Here is a 17,080-nt window from a genome sequence, read left to right on the forward strand (position 1 = left end):
GCATATCTTCTGACAAACACCTGTCAGCCCTGACGCGATCCCTGTGGGAGCTGGCTTGCCTGCGATGGGCCGCAAAGCCCCTGCACTCCAGGCAGGCCTACGGCGCGGCGTTCTGCGCCGCAGCAGGCAGAACTGCGCGCTTACGCTGCCCCAGCAACGCGCGCGCTGCCAACGCAGCCACCACCAGGCCGGGTGAGGCCGCCAGCAGCAAGCCCCCTACCCCCGCCCCCGCCGCCAGGATTTGCCCGGCAGCCAACGGCCCAGCCATCGAGCCCAGTCGACCTACTGCCACAGACGCGCCAACGCCTGTGGCGCGCACGTGGGTGGGGTACAGCGTGGGTGCCAACGCATACAGCACCAGTTGCCCACCAATGGCGCAATAACCGGCGGTAAAGCCCGCCACCAGCATCAGCGCAAAACTGCTCGACAGCCCCAGCCCAGCCAGCGAGGCCAGCATCCCGGCGTAGGCGATGAACACCGCACGCCCGGCATGCCCGCGGTCCATCATGCGCCCGGTCAGGAACGAGCCTGCTGCGCCGCCAAAGTTGAACAGGATCTGCACCGCACCCGCCTGCGGCCGGCTGTAACCCTGGCCCATCAACAACGACGGCAACCAGTTCAGGAGCATGTACAGCACAGTGAGGGTGAAGAAGCACGCCAGCCAGAGCAGCAGCGTGCGGCTGACCTGCCCCGGCCCGAACAGCTGGGTCAGCAACCCCGCATCACCCGCGCTGGCAGCAGGCCGGGCGCGAAACGCCTGGGACTCTTTCAGCCACAGCATCAGCACCAGGGCAATCACGATCGGCGCAATACCGCCCACGTAGAACACCACTCGCCAGTCTTCACCCAACCCGGCCATGCCGATCACCGAAGCGATCGCCCCACCCAGCGGCACGCCGCAGTAGGTCACACTCACCGCAGTACTGCGCAGGTGCTCCGGCGCCGCCTCGCTGGCCAGGGCGATCAGGATCGGCAGCGCTGCACCAAGCCCCAACCCTGTCACCAGCCGTGCGATCAACAGCGTGCTGTAGCTGTCGGCATGCGCAGTGCCAAGCGAAAAACCACCGAACAGCAATACCGCGACGATCAACACCGCTTTTCGGCCCAGCCTGTCGGCCAGCCAGCCGCCAATGAACGCGCCCGGCAACAGCCCGAGCAACCCTGCGCTGAATACCCAGCCGAGCATCGCCGAGGTCAGCGCGAATTCCTTGGCCATGTGCGGTGCAGCGACGCCGGTGGCCTGAAGGTCCAGGCCCTCAAGCAATGCCACCAGAAAACACAGGCCGATGGTGAGCACCGGCTTGCTTGCAGCTGTGGATGAATGACTCATGTGTGGCCCCTGTTGTTGTTATGGGTCGAGAAGTCAAAGCCTGAATGTGGCACGCAATGAAACGATCGAAGAATCTTCGCCGCCGGCCTCCTTGATGCCAGCGCCAACGTCGTAGTACTTGAGGTCCAGGTCCAGCGTGAGATTGGGTGTGGCCAGCCAACGGGCGTTGGCCCGGTAGATAGTGCCGACATGGCGCCCGGTTCCCCGGGTGTTGGCCAGCATGCTCATGCCCGGCATGTACACCCCGTCCTCTTCGCGTTGCTTCCACACCGCCAGCACGGCCGGCTCGAAACGTACCGTGCGCGAAGGCGAAAACGCGAACGTGGGCCCGACCACGATCAAGTTGCTCAAGGTGGTCAGGCTGGCTTCGCCATACACGCCGTTGCGCGGGAACAGCGGGTCGAACGTACCGACCTTGCCATCGCCAGGCTCGCCATCGCCGCTGGCAACATCGACGCGCAGCCCCAGCCGGGGTTGCCAGGGGTGGGCGAAGGTATAGCCACTGTCACTCGACAGCGCCCAGGCGCGGATCGATGCGCCGCCCAGGTGGCCCCGCTGGCCAGCCAGGTTCCAGCTCCAGTCAAGCGCTTGATAGCGGCCGAACAGGCGAGTGCCGAAGGTGTAGCGCTGCTCGTCGCCGACCTCGCCAGCCAGGCTGCGCGCGTCGGTCTGCAGGCCAAAGCCGAACAGGTCCATGTTCCAGCTGGGGGTCAGCGGCAACGTGCCGTAGAGCCCATAGAACTTCACCGCGTTGTTGCTGCCGTCATCCCAGCTGTCCTCACCGGTTTTCAGTGGCCTGACGGCGAAGGCATCGAGCTTGTAGCCGCGCTTGAGGTTGAGGCTGGCGCGCACGCCATCGAAGCTCAGGCGCAGGTTCGGCGCGTCTCGGTAGGTGACGAAGACTTGATCGCCGTAGGCCATTTCCTGACGACCGACGCGGGTGGTGTACCGGCCTGCGGCAAAGTCATGATTGAAGTCGATGAACGCCTGACGGATTTCGTTGCGGCCTTCGTCGTTGGGCGAATACAGGTCCTTGCCGAAGGCGCGGGTGTTTTCCACCTGCAAGAACGTGCGCAGCCTGTCATCGAACAGGTGCAGATCGGCATGCGCCTGCAAGCGTTGCAGCAGGTAGGAGTCGTCTTTCAGGCCCCGCAAACCGAAGAAGGGTTGGTCCAAGGCATCGGCACGGTAGCGGGCCTCCGCGCCGAGCTGCAGCCAGGCCGACTCGGACAACCGGTGGTAGCGCAGCCCATCGAACGGGTCGCTGGCCGTGGCGGGGTCATCGAGGAAGCGGTAGTCCTCGACCCAGCGCGGCGCGCCGGGCCGGCCTGGCCGGCTCCCTTCCAACGGGTTCGCAGCATACGTGTACTGGCATAGCGAAAGCAGCACAACGGGCACCCATGCCCGGTTCAACGGCTTGGTCATCAGAAGTTTCCTTTACTTGTTCTTATAAAATTGGATAACTCTGTTAACTATTATTTTTGTTAACCATAGTGCCGTCAATGGTTAAGTGCTGCCGACAAGCGACCTGCGCGCATAAGCGTTCGCTGATCGAACGCTTATGCGCCAACCGCCTGCGCAAATCCGCTCTTGGCCGCTAATATCGAAGCTGCGTGGTGTCTAACCTGAGGGTAAGCACTGCCCTTCACCTACCAAAACAACAAGAGCATCTCAATGAACTGCCTAAAATCCCTTGCCGCGCTCGGCCTGCTGGTGCTCGGCACCAGCCAAGCCATGGCCGCCCCTATCGTTAAACAACCAAACATTCTGCTCATCGTGGCTGACGACCTCGGGTTCTCTGACCTGTCAGCACTGGGCAGCGAAATTCAAACCCCCAACCTGGACAACCTGCTGGCCGACGGCCGCCTGATGCTGGACTTTCATGCCGCGCCCAGTTGCTCCCCGACCCGGGCGATGCTGATGTCCGGCAACGACCCGCACCTGGCCGGGTTGGGCATGATGGCCGAGGCACGCAAGCGCCTGCCGCCAGGCACTGAAGTGCGCCCCGGCTACGAGGGTGTGCTGGCAGGCAATGTCGCCACCCTTGCCGAGCTGCTGCACGATGCCGGCTACCGGACCTTCATTTCCGGCAAATGGCATTTGGGCATGCAACCTGCGCAACAGCCGCAGAACCGCGGGTTCGACCAGGCCTACGTGCTGCTCGAAGGCGGCGCCGCGCACTTCAAGCAAGCCAACATGGACTTGCTGCCGAACTACAGCGCAACCTTCCTGCACAACGGTGAGCCCATCGCGCTGCCCAGCGACTTCTACTCGAGCACCTGGTTCACTGACCGCCTGATCGGCGCCATTGACCAGCCCAACCCTGGCAACAAACCGTTCTTCGCCTTCGCCGCCTATACCGCGCCGCATTGGCCGCTGCAGGCACCGGACCAGTACCTGGCGCAATACCGCGGCCGCTATGACCAGGGCTACGAGGCCATCGCCAAACAGCGCCTGGAGCGCCAGCGCAAGGCCGGCCTGGTGCCGGCAGACTTCCCGCTGGACCCACAACTGGAAGGGGTGCCGAGCTGGGCATCGCTCAGCGCCGAGCAGCAACGCCAATCGGCGCGCACCATGGAGGTCTACGCCGCCATGGTCAGCGCCCTGGATGCCGAGGTGGGCAGGCTGGTAGCGCACCTGCGCCAGCGGGGCGAACTGGAAAATACGCTGATCCTGTTCATGTCCGACAATGGCCCGGAGAACGCCTCACGGGTGGACCCGACGTGGATCAGCCAGCACTTCGACAACCGCCTGGACAACTACGGCCGACGCGACTCGTTCCTGATGATCGGCTCGGCCTGGGCGCAGGTCAGCGCCTTGCCCAGCCGCCGCTACAAGATGACCACCTACCAGGGCGGCATCCGCGTGCCGGCCTTTGTCAACTACCCGGCCACGATCAAAGCGGGGCGCAGCGAAGCGCTGGCCAGCGTGCGCGACATCATGCCCACCCTGTTGCAACTGGCCGGTGCGCCGATGCCCGGCATCAAGTACCGCGACCGCGATATCGTGCCGCCGCAGGGAAGTTCGGCACTGGACTACCTGCAAGGCGACGACACGCTCATCCATGCCGGTGACGAAGCCCTGGGCTGGGAAATCAACGGCAGTGCTTCGCTGCGCAAGGGCCCGATGAAGCTGCTGTGGGATGCCACCGACGGCAAACCGGCGTGGCACCTGTACGACCTGCGCAAAGACCCAGGTGAGCACCACGACATCGCCGCTGCGCACCCCGAGCAAGTGGCACAGATGCTGCGCGACTGGAAGGCCTACGCCCAGCGCAGCAATATCGTGACCGATGCCGATGGCCGCCCCGCCAGCCCTGCCAGAGTGGCGAGCCCGGCGGTGGCCAGCAAGCAATGAGCGGGCGTGCAGCCGGCTGCGCACTGCTCGCCGCCGGTTTGCTCGCCATTGGCTACAGCGCCTGGCCGCAAGCGGCGGCCCCGGCGCTGCTGTGTGATGGCTATGGCGGTGTACCCGCCCCCCGTGAAGGTCCCTGGCGGGACGGTATGGTGCAGCTGCCCGGCGGCAAGTTCAGTTTCGGCTCGGACCGCTACTACGACGAGGAGGGCCCCGCCCACCTGGCGCAAGTGTCGGCGTTCTGGATCGATGTACATCCGGTCACCAATGCCCAGTTCGCGCGTTTTGTCGCGGCGACCGGCTACCTCACCCATGCCGAGCGGGGGATCGACACGGCCGACGACCCCAGCCTGCCCCAGCACCTGCGCGTGCCGGGGGCAATGGTGTTCAAGCAAGGGCCGGATGTGCTGCGCCCGGGTTGGCAGTTCGTGCCCGGGGCAAGCTGGCGCCACCCGCAAGGCCCGGGCAGCGACTTGCAAGGGCTGGATAACCACCCGGTGGTGCAAGTGGCACTGGAGGATGCACAGGCCTATGCGCGCTGGGCCGGGCGCAGGCTGCCCAGCGAGGCGCAGCTGGAATATGCAATGCGCGGCGGCCTGCAGGATGCCGACTTCAGTTGGGGCATGACCGAACTGCCCAAGGGCAAAGCCATGGCCAATACCTGGCAGGGCCAATTCCCGTACCACAACGCCGCCACCGACGGTTTCACCGGCACTTCGCCGGTGGGCTGTTTCCCGGCCAACGGCTTTGGCCTGTTCGATGCCGGGGGCAATGTCTGGGAGTTGACCCGCACGGGTTACCGCCCTGGCCATGCGCCGCAGCGCGACGCTGGCCTGGACCCGCCCGGGCCAAGCCTGGACGACAGCCAAGACCCTGCCGACCCCGGCGTGAAAGTGGCAGTGATCAAGGGGGGTTCGCACCTGTGTTCGGCAGACCGCTGCCTGCGCTACCGGCCTTCGGCGCGGCAACCTCAGCCGGTGTTCATGGCCACTTCACACGTGGGCTTCAGAACGGTGCGGTAATGCTGGGCAACGGGGCAGCGGCCGCCACCACGGCCGCTACCTGGCGGTCGAAATCGAGCATCAGGTAGTTGCAGAAAAAGCCGATGCTTTCCTGCTTTTGCAGGCGCAGTGGCGCGTCCACCGGCAGGGCCTGCAGGCAACGCTCGGTGCGCGCCCAGGCAAACGCCTGCAACGCCGTGGCACACAGTTGCAGGAAGTCGCCGGCCGCGCGGTACGGGTACTCGGGGTCAGCGGCCGCCTTGGCCATGACCTCGGCAAGTAGCCCTTGCAGCACCGCACATACCTTCTGCAGAACCGCAGCCGCCATGCCGGTGCCGGCTTCTTTACGCAGTTCGCCCAGCAGCAGTGCCATGCCCGCCCCGCCGTCACCCAGCACCTTACGCAGCAGCAGGTCGTTGGCCTGCACCTCGTTGGTGCCTTCGTAGATCATGGCGATGCGGCTGTCGCGCAGCGTTTGCTCGATACTGAACTCGCAGGTGTAGCCATAACCGCCGAACACCTGCAGGGCCTTGCTGGCCAGGGTGAAGCCTTGCTCGGTGAAGGCAGCCTTGATTACCGGTGTCAGCAGCGCCGCCAAGGTCGCTGCCTTGGCCCGTTGCCCGGGGTCAGTGGCCGCTGCGGCCACATCCAGCCAGTGCGCCGCCCAGTAGCCCAGTGCGCGCATACCTTCGCTGCGCACCCGCAGCTCAAGCAGCACCCGGCGCATGGCGGGGTGCAAGTGAATGGGGTCGGCTTGGCCCTTGGGCTGCCCGGGCGCATTCATCTGCCTACGCGCCATGGCGTACTCCCGGGCGCATTGCCAGGCGGCTTCGGCGTGTGCCAGCCCTTGCAAGCCAACGTGCAGCCGGGCCGAATTCATCATCACGAACATCGCCGCCAGACCGCCGTGCGCTTGCCCCACCAACCAGCCACTGGCCGCTTCAAAGCGCAGTGCACAGGTGGCGCTACCGCGGATACCCAGCTTGTGCTCCAGGCCTTCGCACTGCACCGCATTAGGCTGACCGTCTTCCAGCCATTTGGGGACCAGCAGCAGCGACAGACCGCGGCTGCCGGTCGGCGCGCCCGGCAGCCGCGCCAGCACCAGGTGCACGATCTGGCGGGTCAGGTCGTGGTCGCCGCCGGAGATGAACAGCTTGTTGCCCGTGATGGCATAACGGCCGTCGCCTAACGGTTCGGCGCGGCAGCGCAACAGGCCCAGGTCGCTGCCGGCCTGGGGCTCGGTCAGGCACATGGTGGGCAGGATCTCGCCACTGACAATACCGGGCAGGTAGCGTGCCTGCAGTTGTTCGCTGGCATGCGCCTGCAGGCATTGGTACGCGCCATGGGCGATACCGGTGTACATGGCCCAGGCATGGTTGCTGGCGAAGAGCATTTCCTGCAGCGCAGCGTCGAGCACCAGCGGCAACCCTTGGCCGCCGAACTGCGGGGCACAGGCCAGTGCCGGCCACCCTGCCTCGACATAAGCCCGGTAGGCCGCCGGGAAACCGTGCGGGGTCCGCACCTGCCCCTCCTCCATACGGCAACCCTGGCGATCACCTGTGGCGTTCAGCGGCACCAGCACCTGTTCAGTGAAGCGGGCGGCTTGTTCCAGCACCTGCCACGCCAGGTTCAAGTCAAGGTCGGCATGAGGCGGCATTGCCTGCCAGGCCTTATCAGCCTGGAGCCAATGTTGCAGCACAAATTGCATGTCCAGCAGGGGGGCCTTCCAGGCCATGGAACACCTCTTGTTCAGGCAGTGAAACGGGGGTTTTCGATGAGCAGCGCCATGCCTTGGCCGCCGCCTATGCACGCAGCAGCCACCCCATAGCGCAGGTTGCCCTGCTGCAGTTGCCGGGCCAGTGTGTGCACCAGCCGCAACCCGGTGGCGGCCAGCGGGTGCCCGAGGGCAATGGCGCCACCGTGAACGTTGAGCTTTGCCACATCGAGCTGTAGCGCCTGGGCCACCGCCACCACCTGCGCGGCTTGCGCTTCGTTGATTTCGAAGCGGTCTATCTGGTCTGCGCGCAAGCCGCTGCGGCGCAGTAGCAGCTCGATGGCCGGCACCGGACCGATACCCATGGTGTGCGGCGATACGCCCACCGCAGTGGCCATCAACAGTTTCGCCAGGGGCGGTCGCGTGCAACTGGCGTAGGGCGCCACCACTGCCGCCGCCGCCCCATCGGCCACCGCGCAACTGTTGCCTGCGGTTTGTACCCCACCAGGGTGCACGGTACGCAGCCGCGCCAGCGCTGCAGCATCGGTGGGCCGTGGGTGGCTGTCGCGGCGCACTTCGGCGAGCCCGCGTGGCAGTTCGATACCGCGTGGCTGGTAGCCGTCGGCGAAGAAGCTTTCGCTGCTGATGCTAACGATTTCCTCAGCGAACCAACCGGCCTGCTGGGCCTGTAACGCGCGCTGATGGCTGCGCAAGGCCCAGGCATCCACGGTTTCCCGCGCCAGGCCATGCTCACGGGCCAGGTTGTCTGCGGTGCCGATCATGTCCACATCGGCCGCCGGGTCGTACAACGCCTCCCAGAGAAAGTCCTTGAACCCCACCGGCGCCCCCAAGCGGAAGCCGCCCCGGTGTTCATAGGCCGCGATCGGGTTGCGGGACATGGATTCGGCACCTACGCACAGCACCTGTGGCGCCCCGCTGCGCAGTTGCTCGGCCGCCTGGCGCAACAGCTCGAGCCCCGTGCCACAGATGCGCTGTACCGCCAAGGCCGGCACTGCCAGCGGCACGCCACAGTAAAGGCCGACATGCCTTGGCAGGAAATAGGCATCGAAGCTGGCCTGGGCCAGGCTGCCGGCCAGCACGCTGCCCACGGCCTGCGGATCGCTACCGGCACGCGCCAGCACCGCCCGCCCGGCCTTGATGGCCAGGTCAATGGGTGACACGGTTGCCAGCGCACCCCCAAGGTCAACCCAAGGGGTGCGCACCATTTCGACGATGGCAACGTCGTCGAACACAGTGCACAGCCCGCCGCTCATGGCCGCGCCTGTGCGTGCAACTGGCCCGGGGCTTCGCGGCGATACAGCGCCTCGACCAGGGCAGCGCGCCGCTGCAACACCGCACGCTGGTTGATCGAGCCCTTGTCGGTGATTTCGCCCGCGTCGATCGAGGGCGGCTCTTCGAGCAGGGCCAGCCATTCGATGCGGCTGGCGTTGCCTTGGGCGTCCCGGTTCAGGTGCGTCAGCCAGTTGGCAAACCACTGGCGCACCGCGTCGCTGCCCAGCACCTGGGCGTCGCTGGCCTCTGCCCCAAGCCCCGCCAATTGCCGGCACTCGGGTAGCCGCGGGAACACCAGCATGCCCAGGCACTCGCGATCGGGCGCCGCGACCACGACGTCCTGCACATAGGGCGAGCCTTCCAGCACCGCACGGTTGCGCAGTGGCCCGACACTGACGAATACACCCGACGACAGCTTGAAGTCCTCGGCGATGCGGCCGTCGAACATCAGGCCCTGCTCCGGCTGTTGCGGATCGGCGAGTTTCAGGGCATCGCCCGAGCAGTAGAAGCCCTCCTCGTCGAACACCTCGGCGGTCTGCTGCGGCGAGCGCCAGTAGCCCGGCATGATATGCGGGCCGCGAAACCGCGCTTCGAGCTTGTCGGCCTGAGGCACCAGCTTCACTTCACAACCTGGTGCCGGCAAGCCGACGTAGCCGGCCATCGACAGCGGCCCGGTGGTAAAGGTGCAGGACGGCGCCGCCTCGGTCATGCCCAGGCCCGCCATCATGCGGATACGCTCGCCGCAGTGCTGCTCGGCGATACGGTCCAGGCGGTCCCAAACGCTTTGCGAAAGACCCGCTGCGGCAAAGAAGAACAGCTTCATGCGGGCGAAGAACACCTCGCGCAGCTGGGCGTCCTGCTCCAGCGCCTTGGCCAGCTCTTCCCAGCCCCTGGGTACGGTGAGGTAGGCCGTGGGCGAAATCTCGCGCAGGTTGCGCAAGGTTTCCGCGAAGCCTTGCGGGGTCGGCTTGCCGGCGTCCAGATAGAAACTGCCGCCGTTGTACAGGACGATGCCCAGGTTGTGGCTGCCGCCGAAGGTGTGGTTCCAGGGCAGCCAATCGACCAGCACCGGCGGCTCTTCGGCAAACACCGGGAAGGTCTGCAGGAGCATCTGCTGGTTGGCGCAGAGCATGCGCTGGGTGGTGATCACCGCCTTGGGCAGCTTGGTGGAACCCGAGGTGAACAGGAACTTGGCAATGGTATCGGGCCCGGTGGCGGCGAACGCAGCGTCTGCCGGCGCCAGGTCACAGGGCTGCAGCAGGCTGGCAAAACTGAAATGGCGGCGGCGTGGCGGCTGGCCGTGCACGCTGACCACCGGCACCGACTCATCCAGCACGGTATCGAAGGCACGCTGGAACGGCTGGCTGTCGGTAGCGAACACCAGGCCAGGGGTCAGCACCTCGCAAACGTGGCGCAGCTTGGCGAAGTCCTGCGACAGCAGTGCGTAGGCAGGCGACACCGGGCAGTAAGGAATGCCGGCATACATGGCCCCCAGGGCAAGCTGCAGGTGCTCGATGTCATTGCCGGAAAACACTACCAGCGGCCGTTCGGCGCCAAGGCCGAACCCCAGCAAGTGGGCAGCGATGGTACGTACCTGGTCGAGCATCTGCGCATAGCTGACTTCACGCCAGCCACCGCTGGGCTCGCGCGCGGCGATGAAGGTGGTGTGCGGGCGCACGCGCGCCCAGTGCAGCAGGCGGTCGAGCAGGCGCGCCGGCAAAGGCGCCAACGGCTCCAGCGGCAGCATGCGCAGCACACCGTCGGTTTCACTGACCTGCACTTGTGGGTGCCCAATGGACACCTGCCGGTAGCGCGGCGGTTGGCCAGGATCGGATGACCGCAGGCGGGCTTGGGTATTCACGCAGGTTGCTCCTTGTTCTTGTTGTACAGGCTGCCGCCGCCGGGCATTGCCCGGGGCGGCCCATTGCGTGTTGCTCAGATGGGGTAATGCCGGGGGCCCTGTTGCAAGGTAACCCAGCGCAACTGGGTGAACTGGTCGATGGCCGTGCGGCTGCCGAAGCTGCCATAACCGCTGGACTTCACCCCGCCGAAGGGCATTTGCGCTTCATCGTGCACGGTCGGCCCGTTGATGTGGCAGATACCCGATTCCACGCGCTGGGCCAGGGCCAGCGCCCGGCCGGTATCCCGGCTGAAAATGGCTGAAGACAGGCCAAACTCCGAATCGTTGGCCAGTTGCAGCAAGGCCTCGTCACCTTCGGCGCGCAGCACTACAGCCACCGGCCCGAACGACTCCTCGCGGTACAGGCGCATGCTGCTGTCGACATGGTCGAGCAGCGTCGGCTGCAGGATGCTGCCGTCCAGCTGGCCGCCGCAGACCAGGCGAGCGCCCTTGGCCACGGCATCGTCGATCAGCGCCTTGATGCGTTCGCCCGCCGCACTGCTGACCAGCGAACCGAGCACCGAGTCGCTGGCCTGGGGGTCGCCAGCACGAAGCCCGCTGACCTTGACTGCCAACTTATCGACAAAGGTATCGGCAATGCGGCTATCGGCCAGCAAGCGCTCGGTGGACATGCAGATCTGGCCCTGGTTGAAGTAAGCACCAAAGGCCGCCGCTTCGACCGCGGCGTCCAGGTCGGCGTCGTGCAGCACCAGCAACGGCGCCTTGCCGCCCAACTCCAGCAAGGCCGGTTTCAGGTGGCGTGCGGCCAACTCGCCGACGATGCGCCCCACCTGGGTGGAGCCGGTAAAATTCACCCGCCGCACAGCGGGGTTGGCAATCAGGCGTTCGACCACCGCTGGCGCATCCTCCGGGGCATTGCTGATGACGTTGACCACGCCGTCGCCCAGCCCCGCATCCTGAAGCACCTGGCCGATCAACCGGTGCACCGCCGGGCTCTGCTCCGACGCCTTCAGCACGACGGTATTGCCGCACGCCAGGGGCATGGCGATGGCGCGCGTGGCCAGAATGACTGGGGCATTCCAGGGCGCGATACCCAGCACCACCCCGCACGGTGCGCGCAAGGCCATGGCGAAACTGCCAGGCACATCCGAAGGGATCACCTCGCCGGTGACCTGCGTGGTCATGGCGGCGGCTTCACGCAGCATGTTGGCCGCCAGCTTCACATTGAAGCCGTACCAGTTGGCCATCGCCCCGGTTTCACCGGCCGCAGCGATGAACTCGCCGGCGCGTGCCTGCAGCAGGTCTGCGCCGGCCAGCAGGCGGCTACGTCGCTCACTGGGCGCCAGCGCTGCCCACGCCGGGAATGCCGCGCTGGCGGCTGCCACAGCGGCATCGGCATCGCCCAGCGAAGCCGCGGCCGCCTGCGATACCACTTCACCACTGACCGGGTTGCGTCGCTCGAAGGTTCGTCCATCGCTGGCGGGGCACGACCGCCCGCCAATCAGCAAAGGCACCTGCAACATGCTCATTCCTCTCGTTGTATTCATGGGCACTATTCGCGGGCTGCCGCCAGGGGCGGCGCGGCCCGCTGGCACTCAACGCTTGTAAGCCTGCAGGCCTGGCTTGATGCTCTTGTCGTCGAGGAACTGCTTCATGCCCTGCTCGCGCCCCCCTTCGGTGTCCAGCAGGCGGGACTGGTCAAGCTTGGCATACAGGTAGTCTTCGTTCTGCTCCCAGGTCAGCTCGCGGCAACGCTTGAAGCCGTTCTTGGCGGCACGCAGCACCACCGGGTTTTTCTCCAGCAGGTTCAGCGCCAGTTCGCGGGTGGTTTCGCGCAGTTGCGCCAATGGCACGCTTTCGTTCACCAGGCCCATTTCGGCCGCCTTTGCCCCACCGAAGGTCTTGCCGGTCATGATGTAGTACAGCGACTGACGGTGGCCCACGGTATCGGCCATGGCCTTGCTGACCAGGTTGCCGGGCGGGATGCCCCAGTTGATTTCCGACAGGCCGAACGTGGCTTCGTCGGCACAGATGGCCAGGTCGCAGGCCACCAGCGGGCTGAAACCGCCGCCGAAACACCAGCCGTTGACCATGGCGATGGTCGGTTTGGCGTACATGCGCAGCAGCTTCCACTGCCACTGCGAGGCATCGCGGCGGATTTTTTCCTGAAGGATTTCCGGCCCGGCGTCCACCTCGCGGAAGTACTCCTTGAGGTCCATGCCGGCCGTCCACGACTCCCCGGCACCGGTCAGGACCAGTACGCCAGCCTCGGCGTCCTGCTCCAACGTTTCCAGCACGTCGATCATTTCCCGGTTCAGGGTGGGGCTCATGGCGTTGCGTTTTTCTGGCCGATTGAGCGTGACCCAGGCAATGCCCGACTCCAACTCGACTTTCACGGTAGCCCAACGGCCTGCGTATTTGCTCATGGTTCTGCACTCTTGTTGTTCGGGGTGATGCCTTCAAGCTAAGGGAGCAAATTAGTTATGTCAATTAACTATTATGAAAATTATCCTTTGCGGCATTTCAGCCACCGCTCTTTTTCACCAGCCCTCCTCTAGCCGGATCCTGCCAAGGCAGGCAAACTAGGTAACTTTCTTACCCATGCCCCAGGAGCCATTCACCCGATGGGAAGGTCTGCCCGCACTACCGATACCGCTGCCACCGCCGTTTCCGGGGCGGATGTCGTGCTTGAAGACTTGATCGGTTATGCCCTTCGCCGTGCCCAGTTGAAGCTGTTTCAGAACTTTATCGGCCGGCTGGCTGCCCATGATCTGCGCCCGGCGCAATTTTCGGCGCTGGCGGTGATCGAGCAGAACCCAGGGCTGATGCAGGCGGACCTGGCTCGCTCGCTGGCCATCGAGCCACCCCAGGTGGTGCCGCTGTTGAACAAGCTGGAAGAACGCGCCCTGGCCGTACGGGTGCGCTGCAAACCGGACAAGCGCTCGTACGGGATTTTTCTCAGCAAGGCCGGTGAAGTACTGCTCAAGGAGTTGAAGCAGATCGCCAGCGACAGCGACCGGGAAGCGACCGCGGCACTGAATGACGAGGAGCGCGAGCAATTACTGCGCTTGTTGACCAGGATCTACCAGGCGTAAAACCTGTGAGCCGTGCTACCGCGGTACTGCTGCCGGTAGCGCATGATCTGCAATGACCCGGTGTACTCATTGGGAGTACCCCGCAGTGCCGAGGGCACCCCATGCACCTGATCCCTGGATTGACCGGGCAAGCCAATGCCCTGATAGGCGGCGCCAGCCAAGGCATCGGTCTGGCACTGTGCCAGGCCTTGCTGGCCCGCGACGATATCGACCTGGTGTGGGCGGTATCGCGCAGTGCCAGCCGTAGCAGCGCATTGCTTGCGCTGACGGCCGCACACGGCCAACGCCTGCGGCTGGTGGATTGCGATGCACGCGACGAGGCGGCCCTCGCAGCACTGGCCAGCACGGTCAGCGCTGGCTGCAAGCACCTGCACCTGGTGGTGAGCACGCTGGGCATTCTGCACCAGCAAGGCGCCAAGGCGGAAAAATCCCTGGCCCAGCTGGACCTGGCCGGGTTGCAGGCCAGCTTCGTGACCAATGCCTTCGCCCCCATTCTGCTGCTCAAGCACTTGCTACCCCTGCTGCGCCAACAGCCGGCCACCTTTGCCGCACTGTCGGCGCGGGTGGGGTCGATCGGCGACAACCGCCTGGGCGGCTGGTACAGCTACCGCGCAAGCAAGGCGGCGCTGAACCAGCTGTTGCACACGGCAAGTATCGAGCTGCAACGCCTGAACCCGGCGGCTACGGTATTGGCGCTGCACCCAGGCACCACCGATACCGCGTTGTCGCGCCCATTCCAAAGCAATGTGCCGCCGGGCAAGTTGTTCGAGCCGGCGTTTGCCGCTCAGTGCGTGATCGACCAGGTAGGCCGGACAGGCCCAGCCGACAGTGGCAGCTTCTGGGGATGGGACGGCCAGCGGATCCCGTGGTGAGCCGCTTCGGGCTGCCGGGCCGGCCCGAGCCTTGACCCCGGCCCTTGCGCCGCCGCATGCTCGCAGGCTTGCCCCCACGTACAAGGAACGATTGCATGCTGCTGCAGCCCCTGGCCACCCACACCGAGCTGGGCCTGGGCCCATTCGCGCAATGACGCTGTTGTACCTGAAGCTAATCGTCACCCCTTTGCTGATGTGGGCCATTTCCCTGGCGTCGCGCCGATGGGGCGGCCTGCTGGGCGGGCTGTTGTCCGGCATGCCCATTACCTCGGCACTGGTCATGACCTTCCTGTGCCTGGAACAGGGCAGCACCTTTGCTGTAGCTGCAGTGCCTGGCGCACTGGGCGGCCTGGTGGCGGTGCAGGCGACGTACTGCTGCTTCATGTGGAGCACCCGTCGGGCAGCGCTGGTACCCGCCGTACTGCTGGCGTTGCTGGCCTACGGCCTGGTGGCTTACGCATTTACCCACTGGGGCAACCTGCACCTGTCGGTTGCCGCAGCGCTGGTTCTGATCGGGGTGCTGATACGCGCCAGTGGTCGCGAGCCCAGCCCGGACATGCTGGCCCGCCCCAAGCACCGATACTGGGAAATTCCACTGCGCATGGTGGCCGCGACCAGCCTGCTGATGCTGACCACAAGCCTGGCCGACTGGCTGGGCCCGGCAACCAGCGGCATGCTGGCACCGATACCGGTAATCGCATGGCCGCTGGTCGTGTTTGCCTACCTTCAGAATGGCCGGCCCGGAATGGCCGCGATGGTGCGGGGCAATGCGATTGGCGCGGTGGGGGTGATCGCGTTCTACCTGGTATTGGCAGCACTGCTGCAAGCCTGGGGCGCCGCGGCTGCCATCGGCCTGGCAATCGCCAGTGCCGTGGTGCTGACCATAGGGCTTGCCGCCGCATTACGGCGGCGCTGACGTTCAGCCTGCCACGCCAAGGGGTGGCGGGCTCACCCGGTGGGCTTGGTCACGCCACGTCGATTTGGGTCAGCCCCATTACTTTGGCCTGGGCCAGGACTTCTTCCGGGCTGGCATCAGCGGGCGGCATCAGCAAACTGTTCTCGCCGTCGCCGAAGTGCAGCACCATCAGGTGCAGCGCGGCCTGGTGCAGGGCAAGCTCGGTCTGTTCGAGCTCGAAGGTGTGGGTGCAAGGCTGGCCATTGAGTTGATAGCGGACCGTATAGGCGTGCATAAGAACCTCTTGATTGAACAAGGACTCAATACCTGACCGGTCGGGCAGAAATTAATTCAGGTAAATAGCGGCCGCCTGGCCCTTAGAACCAAACGACCGCCAGGTTGGCGCTGCCCTGCGTTTACTCGGCGCCCGGCGGTATGCCTTCCTTGTTCTTGTCTTTCAAACGGGCCTTCTCCTCTTCCGTGGAATGGGCTGGCACTTGGGTCTGCTGGTCTTTCTGCTGCTCGGCCATGGGCATGTCCTCTTCGATGGTGGCTGAACGATTACCGGCACTCGTCACGGTTGCTGGAGCTGCATCGTTTTGCGGTGCAATGCGATGAATGGCGCCTCGGCAGGGTCGATGCGGTCCATCTCGGCCGCGATCCGGTGCCAGTAGGGATACTGGGGCGCGATCCGCGTGGCCTGTTCCATCTGTTCCAGGTCTTCTGGCAAAAGCACCAGCTCGGTCGCCTGCAAGTTGTCATGCAACTGCTCGAAGCTGCGCCCCGCCGTGATCACGCTGGTGATGCCTGGGCGGTCCTTGAGCCAGGCCAGGCATACCCGTGCCGGCGAGCAGCCATGGCGCTGGCCGATGGTGATCAAGGCTTCGATGATGTCATAGGCCCGCTCGCGATCATGCACGTAGGGTTCTGGCCAGTCATTGCCCTGGCGGGTGCCCTTGGGGGTCTGCTGGCCGCGCCGCACCTTGCCGGTCAGCAACCCCTCGCCCAAGGGCCCCCACACCAACGTTGCAACCCCTTGGTCGATGGCCATGGGCAGCAATTCGTACTCGGCTTCGCGCGCCTCGGGGGTGTAGTAGATTTGCTGCGATACCGGCTGCTGCCAGCCATTCACGCGCGCGCTGCCCAGGGTTTTCATCATTTGCCAGGCGGTGTAGTTGGACGTACCGAAGTAGCGGATCTTCCCGCTCTGCACCAGGTGGTCCAAGGCCGCCAGGGTTTCCTCCACTGGCGTCATACCATCCCAGTTGTGTACCTGGTACAGGTCGATATGGTCGGTACCCAGGCGCTTGAGGCTGGCCTCGCAGGCGCGAATCAAGTGGTAACGCGACGCCCCGCTGTCGTTGGGGTTGTCGCCCATCGGGCTGCGCGCCTTGGTCGCAAGGATGATCGACTGGCGGCGCTGGGCCAGCGCCTGGCCAACGATTTCTTCGGCAAGGCCGTGCGAGTACAAGTCGGCCGTGTCCACCATATTGACGCCGGCATCGAAGGCCATGTCGAACATGCGCCGTGCCTGGTCGACATCCACGCTACCAGTTTTTTCAAATGCGCCACGCCCGCCGAACGGGACCGTGCCAACCACCAGCTCCGAAACCAGCAGGCCAGTGTTGCCGAGTGCGCGGTATTTCATGGGCTACCTCCATTGCA

General features: G+C 65.3%; 14 protein-coding genes. 5 read left to right on the top strand and 9 right to left on the bottom strand.

The genetic code is table 11. The features are described from left to right. Positions 1–97 precede the first annotated feature (97 nt). Together mhpT and ACF8SD_RS11890 are read right to left on the bottom strand one after the other, a co-directional pair. The gene (gene mhpT / locus ACF8SD_RS11885; RefSeq protein WP_392483638.1) at positions 98–1,330 is read right to left on the bottom strand and encodes a 3-(3-hydroxy-phenyl)propionate transporter MhpT; all 1,233 of its coding nucleotides are present in this window, start codon (positions 1,328–1,330) and stop codon (positions 98–100) included. Positions 1,331–1,363: 33 nt separating this feature from the next. Beyond that, the gene (locus ACF8SD_RS11890) at positions 1,364–2,755 is read right to left on the bottom strand and encodes an alginate export family protein (RefSeq protein ID WP_392483639.1); all 1,392 of its coding nucleotides are present in this window, start codon (positions 2,753–2,755) and stop codon (positions 1,364–1,366) included. 249 nt (positions 2,756–3,004) lie between these two features. Here ACF8SD_RS11890 and ACF8SD_RS11895 point away from each other — a divergent pair, with 249 nt between their 5' ends. Then, a complete protein-coding gene (locus ACF8SD_RS11895; RefSeq protein WP_392483640.1) occupies positions 3,005–4,687 on the top strand; it encodes an arylsulfatase in 1,683 nt (560 codons plus the stop codon). Next, entirely contained in the window at positions 4,684–5,706 is a 1,023-nt protein-coding gene (locus tag ACF8SD_RS11900; RefSeq protein WP_392483641.1) for a formylglycine-generating enzyme family protein, read from the top strand. The genes ACF8SD_RS11895 and ACF8SD_RS11900 overlap by 4 nt, the downstream gene beginning before the upstream one ends. Here the strand turns inward: ACF8SD_RS11900 and ACF8SD_RS11905 are convergent. The 5 genes from ACF8SD_RS11905 to ACF8SD_RS11925 all read right to left on the bottom strand — a co-directional run bounded on the left by ACF8SD_RS11905 (position 5,690) and on the right by ACF8SD_RS11925 (position 12,979). Next, complete coding sequence (locus ACF8SD_RS11905; RefSeq protein ID WP_392483642.1) at positions 5,690–7,420, bottom strand: acyl-CoA dehydrogenase family protein; 1,731 nt, start codon at positions 7,418–7,420, stop codon at positions 5,690–5,692. The genes ACF8SD_RS11900 and ACF8SD_RS11905 overlap by 17 nt on opposite strands. Positions 7,421–7,434: 14 nt before the next feature. Then, on the bottom strand, positions 7,435–8,673 hold the full coding sequence (locus ACF8SD_RS11910) for a thiolase family protein (RefSeq protein WP_392483643.1): 1,239 nt from the start codon (positions 8,671–8,673) through the stop codon (positions 7,435–7,437). Continuing rightward, positions 8,670–10,553 carry a feruloyl-CoA synthase gene (locus ACF8SD_RS11915; protein ID WP_392483644.1) on the bottom strand — a complete coding sequence of 628 codons (1,884 nt, stop codon included), beginning with the start codon at positions 10,551–10,553 and terminating at the stop codon, positions 8,670–8,672. The genes ACF8SD_RS11910 and ACF8SD_RS11915 overlap by 4 nt, the downstream gene beginning before the upstream one ends. Positions 10,554–10,627: 74 nt before the next feature. After that, on the bottom strand, positions 10,628–12,076 hold the full coding sequence (locus tag ACF8SD_RS11920; RefSeq protein ID WP_392483645.1) for an aldehyde dehydrogenase: 1,449 nt from the start codon (positions 12,074–12,076) through the stop codon (positions 10,628–10,630). A 72-nt stretch (positions 12,077–12,148) separates the two neighbouring features. Then, positions 12,149–12,979: a p-hydroxycinnamoyl CoA hydratase/lyase gene (locus tag ACF8SD_RS11925; protein ID WP_009685852.1), complete on the bottom strand. Its 831-nt coding sequence runs from the start codon at positions 12,977–12,979 to the stop codon at positions 12,149–12,151. Positions 12,980–13,177: 198 nt separating this feature from the next. On the opposite strand from ACF8SD_RS11925, the gene ACF8SD_RS11930 reads away from it, so the two are divergent. The 3 genes from ACF8SD_RS11930 to ACF8SD_RS11940 all read left to right on the top strand — a co-directional run bounded on the left by ACF8SD_RS11930 (position 13,178) and on the right by ACF8SD_RS11940 (position 15,436). Continuing rightward, positions 13,178–13,648, top strand: a complete 471-nt coding sequence (locus ACF8SD_RS11930) for a MarR family winged helix-turn-helix transcriptional regulator (RefSeq protein ID WP_029886991.1) — start codon at positions 13,178–13,180, stop codon at positions 13,646–13,648. 101 nt (positions 13,649–13,749) lie between these two features. Next, positions 13,750–14,520, top strand: coding sequence for an SDR family NAD(P)-dependent oxidoreductase (locus tag ACF8SD_RS11935; RefSeq protein ID WP_392483646.1), 771 nt, complete (start codon positions 13,750–13,752; stop codon positions 14,518–14,520). 151 nt (positions 14,521–14,671) lie between these two features. Further along, entirely contained in the window at positions 14,672–15,436 is a 765-nt protein-coding gene (locus ACF8SD_RS11940; protein ID WP_173889813.1) for a hypothetical protein, read from the top strand. 49 nt (positions 15,437–15,485) lie between these two features. On the opposite strand, the gene ACF8SD_RS11945 is transcribed toward ACF8SD_RS11940, so the two are convergent. Continuing rightward, a complete protein-coding gene (locus ACF8SD_RS11945) occupies positions 15,486–15,710 on the bottom strand; it encodes a hypothetical protein (protein WP_173889815.1) in 225 nt (74 codons plus the stop codon). A gap of 279 nt (positions 15,711–15,989) precedes the next feature. Then, positions 15,990–17,063 carry an aldo/keto reductase gene (locus ACF8SD_RS11950; RefSeq protein WP_392483647.1) on the bottom strand — a complete coding sequence of 358 codons (1,074 nt, stop codon included), beginning with the start codon at positions 17,061–17,063 and terminating at the stop codon, positions 15,990–15,992. Positions 17,064–17,080 lie beyond the last annotated feature (17 nt).

The sequence above is a fragment of the Pseudomonas sp. CJQ_9 genome, from assembly GCF_043106615.1.
In the GTDB taxonomy this organism is placed as follows: domain Bacteria; phylum Pseudomonadota; class Gammaproteobacteria; order Pseudomonadales; family Pseudomonadaceae; genus Aquipseudomonas; species Aquipseudomonas juntendi.

Coding starts and splice junctions, on each gene's coding strand:
- ACF8SD_RS11930 (WP_029886991.1), top strand. CDS start 13,178: ATGGGAAGGTCTGCCCGCACTACCGATACCGCTGCCACCGCCGTTTCC.
- ACF8SD_RS11935 (WP_392483646.1), top strand. CDS start 13,750: ATGCACCTGATCCCTGGATTGACCGGGCAAGCCAATGCCCTGATAGGC.
- ACF8SD_RS11890 (WP_392483639.1), bottom strand. CDS start 2,755: ATGACCAAGCCGTTGAACCGGGCATGGGTGCCCGTTGTGCTGCTTTCG.
- ACF8SD_RS11950 (WP_392483647.1), bottom strand. CDS start 17,063: ATGAAATACCGCGCACTCGGCAACACTGGCCTGCTGGTTTCGGAGCTG.
- ACF8SD_RS11940 (WP_173889813.1), top strand. CDS start 14,672: ATGACGCTGTTGTACCTGAAGCTAATCGTCACCCCTTTGCTGATGTGG.
- ACF8SD_RS11920 (WP_392483645.1), bottom strand. CDS start 12,076: ATGTTGCAGGTGCCTTTGCTGATTGGCGGGCGGTCGTGCCCCGCCAGC.
- ACF8SD_RS11895 (WP_392483640.1), top strand. CDS start 3,005: ATGAACTGCCTAAAATCCCTTGCCGCGCTCGGCCTGCTGGTGCTCGGC.
- ACF8SD_RS11910 (WP_392483643.1), bottom strand. CDS start 8,673: ATGAGCGGCGGGCTGTGCACTGTGTTCGACGACGTTGCCATCGTCGAA.
- ACF8SD_RS11900 (WP_392483641.1), top strand. CDS start 4,684: ATGAGCGGGCGTGCAGCCGGCTGCGCACTGCTCGCCGCCGGTTTGCTC.
- ACF8SD_RS11925 (WP_009685852.1), bottom strand. CDS start 12,979: ATGAGCAAATACGCAGGCCGTTGGGCTACCGTGAAAGTCGAGTTGGAG.
- mhpT (WP_392483638.1), bottom strand. CDS start 1,330: ATGAGTCATTCATCCACAGCTGCAAGCAAGCCGGTGCTCACCATCGGC.
- ACF8SD_RS11945 (WP_173889815.1), bottom strand. CDS start 15,710: ATGCACGCCTATACGGTCCGCTATCAACTCAATGGCCAGCCTTGCACC.
- ACF8SD_RS11905 (WP_392483642.1), bottom strand. CDS start 7,420: ATGGCCTGGAAGGCCCCCCTGCTGGACATGCAATTTGTGCTGCAACAT.